At 65.2% G+C, this 12,284-nt stretch carries 13 protein-coding genes, 1 tRNA gene and 1 pseudogene; 7 read left to right on the top strand and 8 right to left on the bottom strand.

Features of this window, described 5'->3' with window-relative positions:
* The coding region (locus tag Q0R27_RS04410; RefSeq protein WP_293941350.1) for a bifunctional diguanylate cyclase/phosphodiesterase at window positions 1-1,194 on the top strand (1,194 nt) is incomplete at its 5' end.
* Between the two features lie 40 nt (window positions 1,195-1,234).
* Here the strand turns inward: Q0R27_RS04410 and dapE are convergent.
* Window positions 1,235-2,353 (bottom strand): succinyl-diaminopimelate desuccinylase, encoded by a 1,119-nt coding sequence (gene dapE / locus Q0R27_RS04405; protein ID WP_293941347.1) that lies wholly within the window; start codon window positions 2,351-2,353, stop codon window positions 1,235-1,237.
* A gap of 26 nt (window positions 2,354-2,379) precedes the next feature.
* Here dapE and Q0R27_RS04400 point away from each other — a divergent pair, with 26 nt between their 5' ends.
* Window positions 2,380-2,844 carry a cupin domain-containing protein gene (locus Q0R27_RS04400; protein WP_293941344.1) on the top strand — a complete coding sequence of 155 codons (465 nt, stop codon included), beginning with the start codon at window positions 2,380-2,382 and terminating at the stop codon, window positions 2,842-2,844.
* On the opposite strand, the gene Q0R27_RS04395 is transcribed toward Q0R27_RS04400, so the two are convergent.
* Entirely contained in the window at window positions 2,841-3,506 is a 666-nt protein-coding gene (locus Q0R27_RS04395; protein WP_293941341.1) for a glutathione S-transferase family protein, read from the bottom strand. The two genes, Q0R27_RS04400 and Q0R27_RS04395, sit on opposite strands and share 4 nt — an antisense overlap.
* Window positions 3,507-3,741: 235 nt before the next feature.
* On the opposite strand from Q0R27_RS04395, the gene Q0R27_RS04390 reads away from it, so the two are divergent.
* On the top strand, window positions 3,742-5,178 hold the full coding sequence (locus Q0R27_RS04390) for a hypothetical protein (RefSeq protein WP_293941338.1): 1,437 nt from the start codon (window positions 3,742-3,744) through the stop codon (window positions 5,176-5,178).
* Here Q0R27_RS04390 and yihA read toward each other — a convergent pair.
* From yihA to Q0R27_RS04360, 6 genes and pseudogenes are all read right to left on the bottom strand, one after another.
* Complete coding sequence (gene yihA, locus Q0R27_RS04385; RefSeq protein WP_293941336.1) at window positions 5,175-5,816, bottom strand: ribosome biogenesis GTP-binding protein YihA/YsxC; 642 nt, start codon at window positions 5,814-5,816, stop codon at window positions 5,175-5,177. The two genes, Q0R27_RS04390 and yihA, sit on opposite strands and share 4 nt — an antisense overlap.
* Entirely contained in the window at window positions 5,813-7,552 is a 1,740-nt protein-coding gene (yidC, locus tag Q0R27_RS04380; RefSeq protein ID WP_293941334.1) for a membrane protein insertase YidC, read from the bottom strand. The genes yihA and yidC overlap by 4 nt, the downstream gene beginning before the upstream one ends.
* Before the next feature lie 10 nt (window positions 7,553-7,562).
* Complete coding sequence (gene yidD, locus Q0R27_RS04375) at window positions 7,563-7,775, bottom strand: membrane protein insertion efficiency factor YidD (RefSeq protein WP_293941331.1); 213 nt, start codon at window positions 7,773-7,775, stop codon at window positions 7,563-7,565.
* A pseudogene (rnpA, locus tag Q0R27_RS04370) lies at window positions 7,772-8,047 on the bottom strand (ribonuclease P protein component); the annotation flags it as partial. The pseudogene rnpA and the gene yidD, both read right to left, overlap by 4 nt.
* 47 nt (window positions 8,048-8,094) lie before the next feature.
* Window positions 8,095-8,229: a 50S ribosomal protein L34 gene (rpmH, locus tag Q0R27_RS04365; protein WP_293941328.1), complete on the bottom strand. Its 135-nt coding sequence runs from the start codon at window positions 8,227-8,229 to the stop codon at window positions 8,095-8,097.
* 87 nt (window positions 8,230-8,316) lie between these two features.
* Window positions 8,317-8,640, bottom strand: coding sequence for a hypothetical protein (locus tag Q0R27_RS04360; protein WP_293941325.1), 324 nt, complete (start codon window positions 8,638-8,640; stop codon window positions 8,317-8,319).
* Window positions 8,641-8,773: 133 nt separating this feature from the next.
* On the opposite strand from Q0R27_RS04360, the gene Q0R27_RS04355 reads away from it, so the two are divergent.
* The 4 genes from Q0R27_RS04355 to Q0R27_RS04340 form a co-directional block, all read left to right on the top strand.
* Window positions 8,774-10,282: a YifB family Mg chelatase-like AAA ATPase gene (locus tag Q0R27_RS04355; protein ID WP_293941356.1), complete on the top strand. Its 1,509-nt coding sequence runs from the start codon at window positions 8,774-8,776 to the stop codon at window positions 10,280-10,282.
* Between the two features lie 187 nt (window positions 10,283-10,469).
* Window positions 10,470-11,753: a site-specific integrase gene (locus Q0R27_RS04350; protein WP_293941322.1), complete on the top strand. Its 1,284-nt coding sequence runs from the start codon at window positions 10,470-10,472 to the stop codon at window positions 11,751-11,753.
* A 61-nt stretch (window positions 11,754-11,814) separates the two neighbouring features.
* Window positions 11,815-11,899: transfer RNA gene (locus tag Q0R27_RS04345), tRNA-Leu, on the top strand.
* Between the two features lie 269 nt (window positions 11,900-12,168).
* On the top strand, window positions 12,169-12,284 hold a 116-nt coding region (locus Q0R27_RS04340), incomplete at its 3' end, for a DUF4172 domain-containing protein (RefSeq protein WP_293941353.1).

Genomic DNA, 12,284 nt, shown 5'->3' with positions numbered 1-12,284 from the left:
GTCAATGACAGCCTTGGTCACGCCCGCGGCGACCAGTTGCTGGTGATGGTCGCCAACCGCCTGCGGGTGATCGTTACCGCCGAAGTCAGCGAGCCGGCGTCGGCGCGGCCATTGCTTGCCCGGCTCGCCGGTGATGAGTTCACCGTGTTCATGCCCGCCATTTCGTGCGCCGCCGATGCCGAGCGGGTCGCGCGCCGGGTCGCGCTGGCGATCGGCGAACCGTTCGAGATGCAAGGCCACAGCATCGATATCGGCGCGTCGGTCGGGGTCGCCTTGTCGCCCGAACATGGCATCGCGATCGAAGCGCTGATGCGCGCCGCCGACATCGCCATGTACCGCGCCAAATCGCGCGGCGGCGGGCAGCATTGCCTGTTCTCCAAGGAATTGGCGCGTGAGCACCAGCTCAAGATCGATACCGAAGCCGCGCTGACCGAGGCGGTCCAGCGCGGTGAATTCCTGCTCGCGCTCCAGCCGCAGCTGAGTCTGCGCACCGGCGAAATCACGGGGGCCGAAGCGCTTCTCCGCTGGAACCATCCGCGCGAGGGGATGCGCCAGCCGAACAGCTTCATTCCGGTTGCCGAGCAGACGGGAATCATCGCCGAGATCGGCGACTGGGTGATCGCCGAAGTCGCCTCGATGCTCGGGGCGTGGCATCGAGAGGGCAACGCCCACCGCATCGCGTTCAACGTCAGCCCGCGCCAGCTCGATCGCGCCGACTTCTTCACGCGGATGCGCCAGGCTTTCGTCGAGCAGGGCGTGCCCCTGTCACTGGTCGAGCTCGAATTTACCGAATCGGCGGCGATGGAAGTCAGCGAGACCGTGCTGCGCGAAATTGCCAGCCTGCGCGCCGACGGCGCAAAGATCGCGATCGACGACTTCGGCACCGGCTATTCGAACCTTGCCCGGCTGCGCGCGATGCCACTCGACCGGGTCAAGCTCGACCCCTCGCTGATCGCCGACATCGAGACCGACGAGAAGGCCCGCGTCGTCGTCCAGGCGGTGGTCCAACTGATCCACGGCGTCGGCTGCGAGATCGTCGCCGAGGCGGTTGAAAATGTCGCGCAGGCCGACATCCTGCGCGCAATGGGTTGTCAGACGGTACAGGGGTTCGTCTTCGCCCACCCGATGTTCGAGGAAGAATATCGCGCCTGGGTGCTCAACGCCGAGCGCGGTGGGGCGCGGCAGCGGGCGTAGGGTGAGGCCCCGTCATTCCCCTTTTCGCGGGGATGACAGTTCAGGCGAAGGCCTTGGCGATGACCCGTCCATAGATCCGCGACAGGCTGCGGATATCCCCCAGCGCCGCGCTTTCGTCGAGCTTGTGCATTGTCGCATTGGGCAGGCCGAAATCGACCACCGGGCAGAGCTTGATCAGGAACCGCCCATCCGATGTCCCCCCGCCGGTCGACAGCTGCGGCTCGACGCCGGTCTCTTCGCGGATCGCGGACACGACGAGGTCGTAGAGCAGTCCTGGCGGGGTCAGGAACGCCTCGCCCGAGATCAGCGCGCGGACGGTCGCGCCAGGCGCCTCGTGCTCGGCGATCTCGGTGACCCTGGCGACGAGGTCCGTCCCGCGCTGGAGATTGTTGAAGCGGATGTTGAGCCGCGCGCTCGCCCCGCCCGGGATGACGTTCGGCGCGCCGGGAGTCGCGGCGACGTCGGTAAATTCGAGGTTCGACGCGGGAAAGGCGTCGTTACCGTCATCGAGATGCAGCGCATCGAGCGCCGCCACGACCCGCGCCAGCTTCGGCACGGGGTTATCGGCCTTGTGCGGATAGGCGACATGGCCCTGCGTCCCCGGCACTTCGATCCACATATTGACCGACCCTCGCCGTCCGATCTTGATCGTGTCGCCAAGCCGGTTTTCCGACGTTGGCTCGCCGATCAGGATGAAGTCGGGCCGGATTCCGCGCTCTTCGAGCCAGTCGATGATCGCCACCGTGCCGTGGAGCGCGGGGCCTTCCTCGTCACCGGTGATCAGCAGCGACAGCGCGCCCTTTTCCTGGCGTGTCGGGATCGCCGCGACGAATGCCGCGATGGCGCTCTTCATGTCGTTCGCCCCGCGACCGATCAGCAGCCCATCCTCGATCCGCGGGACAAACGGGTCGCCGCTCCACCCTCCGCCCGGCGGGACAACGTCGAGGTGGCCGGCAAAGCCGAAGTGTGGCGCTCCGGTCCCACGGAGCGCGACCAAATTCTCGACCGGCTCATCGCCAGCGAGGAAGCGATGGACTGCGAAGCCAAGCGGGACGAGCGCCGCTTCCAGCACGTCGAAAACCTCGCCGCGGGCGGGAGTTACGCTCGGCACCGCGATCAGCGCGGCGGCAAGCTCGACGGGATCGATCGGGTGCTTCATGATCGGGGCTTAGCAAGGGGAGCGCCATGCCGAAAGTCGATTTGGGTGAAATCGAGGAAACCAACCGCACCGGCTATCCCGCTCCGTTCGACGGCCAAGTCGCGGGTCGATGGTACAAGCGGCTCGCGCCGAGCACGGGCCTGACCGAATTCGCGGCGAGCCATGTCACGCTTCGGCCCGGTGCCTGGTCGAGCCAACGCCATTGGCATGAGGGAGAAGATGAACTCGTCATCATGATCGCGGGCGAAGCGGTGCTGGTCGAGGATGACGGGGAAACATTGTTGCGGGCGGGCGACGTCGCCGCCTTCCCGAAGGGCATCAGGAACGGCCATCATTTGATTAACCGATCAAATTCCGACTGCCGCTTCGTCGCCGTCGGCGGAGGCGCGGAACTTGGCGGCAGCTATTCGGACATCGACATGGAGTTCACCGCCGACGACCGTTATGTCCGCAAGGACGGCTCGGAATATGCGGCACAGCGGGCAGTCTAGGCCGGCGTCGGCTCATATTCCTCGATCACCCACGGCTCGTCCTGGGCCTTTTCGATCCAGTCGGCGACGTGCGGATGCTGGAGCACGGCGTCCATATAGGCCACCGCGAACGGCGGCACCGGCACCTTGTAGGTGACGAAGCGAGTTACGACCGGCGCGTACATCATGTCCGCCGCGCCCCAATCGCCGAACAGAAACTGGCCGGTCCCACCGAAGCGCGCGCGGGCCTGGGCCCACAGCACCATGATCCGGTCGATCTCGGCGCGGACCGCGTCGCTCAGGATATGGCCGTCGACGATGCGGCGGACGTTCATCGGCAATTCGCGGCGCATGTTGGAAAAGCTCGAGTGCATCTCGGCCGCCATCGACCGCGCCATGCCGCGCGCCGCCATGTCATCGGGCCAGTAAAGGCTGCGCTTCGTCAGGTCGGCGCAATGCTCGATGATCGCCAGGCTGTCCCACACGACGCAGTCGCCGTCCCACAATACCGGCACCTTGCCGCGCGACGGGGCGAATTCATCGCCCTCGCGGCGCTGTTCCCACTCCTGATTATAGAGCGGAACGACCAGCTCCTCAAACTCGAGGCCCGATTGGCGCACCGCAAGCCAGCCGCGAAACGACCAGCTCGAATAAGCGCGATTGCCGATGACGATCTTGAGCAACGAACACCTTTGGGGTCATGATGGGCTGGGGTTGGCCCCGGGGAGCAGGCTATTGGCGACAATCGAGGCGGGTTCAAGATGGCGCGGCGCCGCGCGCCTGAATTGGGCGGCGCTTATCCTCGCCTCAATCACGCTTGTCGGGCTGCTGCTTCGGCTCTCGGCGATCAGCAGCATGCCCTTGTGGTCCGACGAAGCGTTGACACTGTTGATATCAAAGTGGCCAGTCGGAACGTTGATGCTCCGGGCCGTCGATCCGACCCCCGGCTTATATTATCTACTTCACAAGCTGCTGATTCCCGACAGCGCGGGCGTGACGGGTGTCCGCGCGATCTTCCTGGTGTGCGGGGTCGCGCTTATCCCGCTATCGGCGCTGTTCGGGGCGATCGTCGGGGGGCGGCGGGTGGGCTTGCTGACCGCGGGGTTCGTCGCCCTGTCGGCGCCGCTGATCGATTATAGCCAGGAGGCGCGGGCCTATGCCTTGCTCACCCTCCTCGTCATAGGATCGGCGATCGGGTTGCTGCTGACGTTGCGAGCAATGATTCGCGACAACATATTCCATGTCCGACCGGCCGTTATTTTCGCGATCAGCGCGCTACTCGCCTTCTATACTCATTTCGTGGCGCTGTTCTGGATCGGCCCGGCGGTCGTCCTGTTGGCGCTCACCGCCGCGCGGAGCGGCGACGCGTCGGTCCAGCGGGCCACTCGGCTGACCATCCTGGCGATGATCTTCTTCGCTCTTCCCGGCGCGGCTCGGCTGTTCGCGAGCATGACGAATGACATCGGCTTCGATTGGCTCCCTCAGGCAAGTCTCGGTCAGTTTTTCGCGACACTCGCCGAGCAGATCCTGCCGCTGGGCATGTGGTCGCCTAAGCCGTCTGACCCCGGGCGCGCGTCGAGCTTCGTCGCGCTGGTACTAACAGTATTTCTCGCCGGGGTTGCGTATTGGCGAGCCGGCGTCCGCATGCGTCAGTTGCCCGCCGACTTCCCTGCCAGCGCGCAAGTCCTCGCAATTTTCCTGTTGTTGCCGTTTGTCCTGTGGGCCTTCGGCGCGCTGTCGAAGCCGATCTTCATGCCGCGCACGATGTTGTGGTCCGTCCCCGGCATTCTGACAGTGATCGCGCTGCTGCTCGATCGGCTCGATCGACGCTGGCTGATGGCAATGACCGGCTTAGCCTATGCGGCCAGCCTCGCCGCAAGCGGCACGATGCGCATCGACCGCCAGGACACGCGGCCGTTCCAGAACGAGATCGCGCGCGATCAACAACCGGGCGACGTGCTGATGGTCTGCCGTACCTGGCGAGCGCCGGAATTGCGCCATGCGGCGATCGCGCTGTTACCGCTGCCACTGCTGGTGCCGTTGGGCGAAGACATGGCAATGGTCGAGCGGAGCTTCGGCTCCGACCCGCGCTGGCAGGACCACTTCGGTTGGCTTGTTACCCGTCCCGCGCCCAAACCAATCCCTCGATCGATCCTGACCAGTGGGCGAACATGGTTGCTGGCGAGCAAGTGCAACGAGCGCGATCGGAGGCGGATCAATCGCTGGCTCGGCCCGGGGCGCTGGATTCGCGTTCGGGATGATCCGCCGACTGCGCTTCTGCCCGTCATCTTATGGCGGTTTGACCCCGCCCAATCAGCAAAATCTCGGCCGGTGCTGGACTTCTCAGGGGTTTAGCCGCGGGCGGCTTCCAGCACGGTGGTGCGCAGGTCGGCGATGCCTTCGCCGGTCTCGCTCGATGTCGCGAAGAGGGTGGGGTGGGCGGCGGGGTGTTTGGCGGCTTCGGTGCGGGCGGCCTCGAGCACGTCAGCCAAAGCGCTCGGCTTGATCTTGTCGCCCTTGGTGAGAACCAGGTGGTAGCTCACCGCGGCGGCGTCGAGCATCGCCATCACGTCGCGGTCGACATCCTTCAGCCCGTGGCGCGAATCGACCAGCACCAACGCCCGTTTGAGCACCTGCCGCCCGCGCAGATAGTCGTTGATGAGGAACCGCCAGCGCTTGACCATATCCTTCGGTGCTTCGGCAAATCCGTAACCGGGCATGTCGACCAGCCGCAGCACGATCGGCTTGCCGACATCGAAGAAGTTGAGCTCCTGCGTCCGTCCCGGCGTATTCGACGTCCGCGCCAGCTTGTTGCGGTTGGTCAGCGCGTTGAGCAGCGAGGATTTGCCGACGTTCGACCGCCCGGCAAACGCGATCTCCGGCACGGTCGGATCCGGCAGATACTGCAGGCCCGGAGCGGACTTCAGGAACTCGATCGGACCGGCGAACAGTTTCCGCGCGGTTTCGCCGATATCCTCTTCCCCCGCGCTCATCGCTTGACGGGCTTCGCGTCGATCACCGCGGTCGCGGCGTCGATCGGGTGGCGGTAATTGAACCATGCTTGCTGGGCGAGCGTGAGGAGGTTGTTCGTCACCCAGTATAGCTGCAGCCCCGCCGCGAACGGCGCCATGACGAAGATCAGGAACCACGGCATCAGCGACATGATCTGCTGCTGCGTCGGATCGACGCCGGTCGCCGGGTTCATCTTCATCGTCAGCCACTGGGTCGCGCCAACGAGGATCGGCAGCACCCCGATCGCGAGGATGTGCGGCGGAGTGAAGTCGAGCAGCCCGAACAGGTTCACCGGCGACATCGGGTCAGGCGCGGAAAGGTCGTGGATCCAGCCCAAGAACGGCTGGTGGCGCATTTCGACCGCGACCATCAGCACCTTGTAAAGCGCGTAGAACACCGGGATCTGGAGGAAGATCGGCAAGCAGCCCGCCGCCGGGTTGATCTTCTCCTCCTTGTAGAGCTTCAACATCTCCTGCTGCTGGCGCGGCTTGTCGTCCTTGAAGCGCGCCTGGAGCGCCTTCAGCTTGGGCTGAACGCGGCGCATCGCGTTGGTCGACTGGAACTGGCGCTGGGCGATCGGGAACATCAACGCGCGGACGATGAACGTCAGGCAGATGATCGCCACGCCGAAATTGCCGGTGACCGCGAACAGCCAGCGCAGCAGCCCGAAGATCGGCCGCATGAAGAATTCGAACCAGCCCCAGTCGATCGACTTCGACAGCTTGGGAATCCCTGCATCCTCATACCGGTCGAGCGCGCCCTTTTCCTTTGCGCCCGCGAACAGCCGGGTTTCCCCGCTCGTCTGCTGGCCCGGCGCGAGCGTGACCGGAGCGCCGGCGTAATCGGCCTGGTAACCGCCCGCCGGGGTGCGGCGGAAGCTCGGCGCGATGTTGCCCGTGGGGGCCAACGCGGCGAGCCAATATTTCTCGGTGAACCCGACCCAGCCGGAGCCGCTTTCGCCGGTCTTGCCCGCGTCGCCGGCCTCGTCGAGCGTCTTCCACTTGGTCGAATAATCGGCCTTGGCATTGATGACCGACATCGGGCCGACATGATTTGTCCAGGTCGAGGGATCGACGGACTGCGCAGCGCGGCTGGCGAAACCGTAGGGGCGCAAGGTTACCGCAGAGGCGCCGCTATTGGTGACGCGCTGTTGAACCGTGAACAGGTACTCGTCGTCGACGCTGACGGTTTGTTCGAACTTCTGGCCAGTCGGGTTGGTCCACGACAGGGTCACTGGCTTGCCCGGCGCAAGAAGGCGGCTCGAGGCGGTCCATTCGGTGTCTGGGCCGGGGACCGCGACCGCGTCGCCGAGCCAGTCGAAGCCGGCGAAATAGGCGCCGGGCGCGCCGGCGGGCGAGAACAGCCGGACGGGGGCCGAGTTGGGCGCGATCGTTTCATGCTGTTTGACGAGGCGGAGGTCGTCGATTCGCGCGCCCTGGAGATTAATCGAGCCGAGCAGGCTCGGCGTGTCGATCTTGATGCGGGGCGTCGAGCGCAGAACGTCGGCGCGCACTCGCAGCGCGCCCGCAGCGGCGGTCGGGACGCCAGTGCCGGCAGGACTGGCCTGCGGCTGGGGCAGGGCATGGATCTTGCCGTCGCGGACCTGCGCGGTCTGCGGACCGGCGGTAGGCAAGACTTTCGGCCCGAGGAAGCTCCACCCCAGCAGCACCAGCGCGCTGAGGAAGATCGCGAGGACCATGTTGCGATTGTCTTTCAACTCTTGATCCTTACGGTACCGGGTCGTGACCCATGCCGCCCCACGGATGGCAGCGGAAAATACGTTTCAGGGCGAGCAAGCCGCCCTTTGCCGCCCCATAGCGCCGAAGCGCGGTGATCGCATAGGCCGAACAACTCGGGCTGAAGCGGCACGACGGCGGCAGGATGCGCGAGGGGCCCAATTGCCAGCCGCGCGCGATGAGGATGAGCGCGCGGGCGATCATCGCGCGGCTTTACGCAAAGCGCGGGCGAGTTCATCGGACAAGGCACTGAAATCACGTTCTATTCCGCCGGCGCGACCGATCAGGACATGGTCGGCGCCGGGGATGCCGGCGAGTGGCAGAAGCGCGCGCGCGAGTTCGCGGAAGCGGCGCTTCATGCGGTTGCGGACAACGGCGTTGCCGATCTTCTTGGTCACGGTGTACCCGACGCGGATCGCGGCATCGCCGTCGCCGCGTGGGCGGACCTGGAGAACGAAGCCGGGCATCGGATAGCGCTGGCCGCGGTTGGCGGCGAGGAAATCCGAGCGCTTGGTAAGCGTGGTTAAGCGCTGAGCTTCTTGCGGCCGCGGTTGCGACGCGCCGCGAGGATCTTGCGGCCGCCGACCGTCGCCGAGCGGGCACGGAACCCGTGCCGCCGTTTGCGGACCAGATTGCTCGGCTGGAAAGTGCGCTTCATCGCTCATGCCTTCGAAGATCTATTGGATCAGGGCCACCGCTCGGGTGGCCTCCGTTGGGGAGCCGATACGGAGACGATGCGCCAAAGTCAATCGCCGAGCGCCTCGGGTTCGTTAATCTCGCCCGCCTTGCGCAGCTTCTTGCGGCGTTTGGCGCTGGCGCGGCGCAGACCCCAGTCGGACCACGCGCCGACCTTGGGCTGCCACCGCTTAAAGTGGACGTAGCGCCGCTTGGCCCACATGCTCGTCTTGAGCACCAGCGCCAGCCCCGCCGCGAAGACGAAGATCCCGCCCGGTCCGGGGATTATGCCGGCCACCGGCGAGGCGATGATCAACAGCACACCAACCATGAACAGCAGTATCTCGACCCACGGATGATCGAGCCAGGCCCGAATTTTGTCGCGCGTTATCATGACTATTGATGTGGTGCGAGGCGGAGCGCGACGCAAGCCTTGCGTCGCCAGTCGCCCGCGCCTAGCCTGGGTTTGCCGAGCTAGGGGGCTCATTGATTTTCCGACCGTGCGATCCGCCAGCGGGCTTCCGCTGATGGTCGCGATCGTCTCGACCGTGGCCTATCTCGGTCTCGAAGCCCGTCCCGTCGAAGTCCAGGTCCAGCTGACCCCCGGCCAGGCGATGTTCACCGTCGTCGGCCTCGCCGACAAGGCGATCGGCGAAAGCCGCGAACGAGTGCGCGGGGCGATCTCGGCGCTGGGCATCGCGGTCCCGCCCAAGCGGATCGTCGCTAACCTGTCGCCCGCCGACCTGCCCAAGGAAGGATCGCACTTCGACCTGCCGATCGCGCTGGCGCTGCTCGCGGCAATGGGTGTCGTCGACAGCGAGGCGCTCAGCCATTATGTCGTCGTCGGCGAACTCGGGCTCGATGCGCGGATCGCGCCCTCGGCCGGCGTGCTGCTCGCCGCGCTCCACGCCTCGGCCACCGGGAAAGGGCTGATCTGCCCCGCCGCGCAGGGGTCGGAGGCGGCGTGGGCGGGCGACGTCGAGGTTATCGCCGCGCCCGACCTGCTGTCGCTGCTGGCGCATTTGCGCGGAACCGCGTTGCTTGCGACCCCCGTTCCGGGCGAGGTCGAGGAAGCCAGGCGAGGCCCGGACCTCGTCCAGGTCAAGGGCCAGGAAACCGCCAAGCGCGCGCTCGAGATCGCCGCCGCGGGCGCGCACAACCTGCTGATGGTCGGGCCGCCCGGCGCCGGCAAGTCGCTGCTCGCCGCCTGCCTGCCGGGCATCCTTCCGTCGCTCGGCCCGTCCGAATCGCTCGAAGTGTCGATGATTGCGAGCGTTGCGGGCGAGCTGTCGGGCGGCCGCCTGATTCGCACTCGGCCGTTCCGCGCACCGCATCATTCGGCGTCGATGCCGGCGCTGGTCGGGGGCGGACTCAAGGTCAAGCCGGGAGAGATCAGCCTCGCGCACCTGGGCGTGCTGTTCCTCGACGAACTGCCCGAGTTCCAGCGCGCGGTGCTCGATTCGCTTCGCCAGCCGCTCGAGACCGGGTCGGTCAGCGTGGCGCGCGCCAACACCCACGTCACCTTCCCGGCGCGGGTCCAGCTGGTCGCGGCGATGAACCCGTGCCGCTGTGGCCATCTTGGCGATCCCGCGCTCGCCTGCAGCCGCGCCCCACGCTGCGCCGCCGACTACCAGGCGCGGGTGTCGGGCCCGATGCTCGACCGCATCGATCTCCACGTCGATGTGCAAGGGGTCAGCGCCGCCGACCTCACCCTGCCACCGCCGGCCGAGGGAAGCGTCGCGGTTGCCGCGCGGGTCGCCGCAGTGCGCGCCATCCAGTCGGAACGCTACGCCGCCCACGGCATCCGCACCAACGCCGAAGCCGACGGCGAACTCCTCGAAGCGGTCGCCACCCCCGACGATCCGGGCCGCGCCCTCCTCGCCAGCGCTGCGGCCGCAATGCGCCTGTCCGCGCGCAGCTACCACCGCGTGCTGAAAGTCGCCCGCACCATCGCCGACCTCGCCGGAAGCGACACCGTGGGCCGAATCCACATTGCCGAAGCACTCAGCTATCGTCGGCAGGCGCCGCGGAATTGACCGGGAAGGTCTGACCCGGCTAGGCAGCGGCGTGCCTGCCCCCGTGGCGGAATGGTAGACGCGCTCGACTCAAAATTGGGTTTAGCCTAAAAAAATAAGCCAAAAACCCCTTAGAACCAATGGTTTAAACAAGGACGAGACCTCCAAAAAGACTTACACATGTCTTACACATTTTGGAGTTCTCGCAATGCCGACAGAAAGCCATCTGCTGATGGACGGTGCGCTGCACATCTATCGGCGTGAGGGGAGCCGTTTCTGGCAATGCGCGACCTACCTCGGCAGCCAAAATCACAGGCAGACCACTAAGGAGGTCAGCCTTGCCGCCGCCAAGGATTTTGCGCGCGACTGGTATATGGAGCGTTGCGTCGAGGATCGCCAACGCCGACGCGGTGGCGTCTCCTTGTTGGACGGCCCCGTCCAGCCTCCTATCGCTGGACCCGGCGCGCCGACCGATGGTCGGCGTCGGCGAACGCCAACTGGTCCGAGTTTCGAGGATGCCGCCACTGCTTTCGCCAATGAGTTCGAGGTTATCACGCTGGGCGAACGCAATGCCGGATATGTGAAATCGAAGTCCGATCTCATCCGCGTTCACCTTTTGCCGTTCTTTGGCGATACCGCCCTTGAGGACATTACGGCCGGCAAAGTGCAGGAATACCGGTTTCACCGTCAGACATCCCGCATCGACCCGAAAACCGGCAAGCCGAAGAAGCCCGCCCGCGCGACTTTGCATCACGAGATCGTCACGCTCCGTCAGGTGCTGAAGACGGCCAACCGCAAGGGCTGGATTGCGGCGCTGCCCGATATGTCAGCGCCCTACAAGACTTCGGGCAAGGTCGAGCATCGCGCTTGGTTCTCGCCTGAGGAATACAAAATGCTTTATGAGGCGACGCGCGAGCGGGCGAAGAACCCGCCCAAGCCGCGCTGGCGCGAGGTCTGCGAGACGTTTCACGACTACGTTCTTTTCATGGGCAATACCGGGCTTCGACCCGATGAGTCCGCACGGCTTGAGCTGCGAGACGTTAAGATCGTGAACGACGAGTCGACCGGCGAGCGCATCCTGGAGATCGAGGTGCGCGGCAAGCGCGGGGTCGGTTTCTGCAAGTCGATGCCCGGTGCGATCCTGCCCTTCGAGCGGGTTCGCAAGCGAAAACAGCTCCAACCGACCGACCGGATATTCGGGAAGTCGCCGCGCGAGCTGATGAACACCGTCCTCGACGAGCTCAATCTGAAATTCGACCGCGAGGGCCACATCCGCACCTGCTACAGCCTGCGGCATACCTATATCTGCCTGCGGCTGCTCGAAGGGGCGGACATTTATCAGGTCGCCAAGAACTGCCGCACCAGCGTCGAGATGATCGAAAAGTTTTATGGGCGGCATTTGAAGAACAACATCGACGCATCCGCCGTCAATGTTCGCAGGGCGCGGCCCAAACCTGTTGCTCGAAAGAAGGCCACTAAGTCCGCGGCATAATTGGCCGATCGGGCCTTTGCCGTTGCGTCAAAGGGTTGCATCGCTATAGGCGTGTCGCAACGCGGGCGTGGTGGAATTGGTAGACGCGCGGGATTCAAAATCCCGTTCCGCAAGGAGTGTGGGTTCGATTCCCACCGCCCGCACCATCAAAGATAGCAGGCTCTTTAAAGTCCACCGCACGGGGGACAGGAGCCTGCATCAGCGGACGCCCAAGGGTCGCACGGCCCGCGCCCGCTGTGCGAAATGACAAACGAACGGCATTGTCATGCTGGCGCTTGGCAGACCATCCGGGATGCAGCCATCGCCACAAATTGACTCCGCGAAGCGGCAGTGTGCCTTTGATGATTGATTGGCTATCGCTTTATCAATCATAATTGGGCTATATCGTGATTGATAGAAAGGCATCCTATCGATCATGCGCTGGAATTGGCAACTTCCCGACTGGCCGGATTTCCGCTTCGACGCGGAACGCATCCGCGCGTCAGAAGATCAATTCCTGAAAGGCTCCGGCGTCGTTATTGGTGCGCTCCA

Origin of the sequence: Sphingomonas sp., assembly GCF_025362505.1 — a bacterium.
Classification (GTDB): Bacteria; Pseudomonadota; Alphaproteobacteria; order Sphingomonadales; family Sphingomonadaceae; genus Sphingomicrobium.
This window is presented reverse-complemented; position numbering and strand designations above follow the sequence as displayed.

What these genes read in the sequence shown, in the direction of transcription:
- yidD (WP_293941331.1), bottom strand. Translation starts at nt 7,775, where the DNA reads ATGATCGCCCGCGCGCTCATCCTCATCGCGCGCGGCTGGCAATTGGGC.
- Q0R27_RS04400 (WP_293941344.1), top strand. Translation starts at nt 2,380, where the DNA reads ATGCCGAAAGTCGATTTGGGTGAAATCGAGGAAACCAACCGCACCGGC.
- Q0R27_RS04360 (WP_293941325.1), bottom strand. Translation starts at nt 8,640, where the DNA reads ATGATAACGCGCGACAAAATTCGGGCCTGGCTCGATCATCCGTGGGTC.
- Q0R27_RS04390 (WP_293941338.1), top strand. Translation starts at nt 3,742, where the DNA reads ATGCTCCGGGCCGTCGATCCGACCCCCGGCTTATATTATCTACTTCAC.
- Q0R27_RS04350 (WP_293941322.1), top strand. Translation starts at nt 10,470, where the DNA reads ATGCCGACAGAAAGCCATCTGCTGATGGACGGTGCGCTGCACATCTAT.
- rpmH (WP_293941328.1), bottom strand. Translation starts at nt 8,229, where the DNA reads ATGAAGCGCACTTTCCAGCCGAGCAATCTGGTCCGCAAACGGCGGCAC.
- Q0R27_RS04355 (WP_293941356.1), top strand. Translation starts at nt 8,774, where the DNA reads ATGGTCGCGATCGTCTCGACCGTGGCCTATCTCGGTCTCGAAGCCCGT.
- yihA (WP_293941336.1), bottom strand. Translation starts at nt 5,816, where the DNA reads ATGAGCGCGGGGGAAGAGGATATCGGCGAAACCGCGCGGAAACTGTTC.
- dapE (WP_293941347.1), bottom strand. Translation starts at nt 2,353, where the DNA reads ATGAAGCACCCGATCGATCCCGTCGAGCTTGCCGCCGCGCTGATCGCG.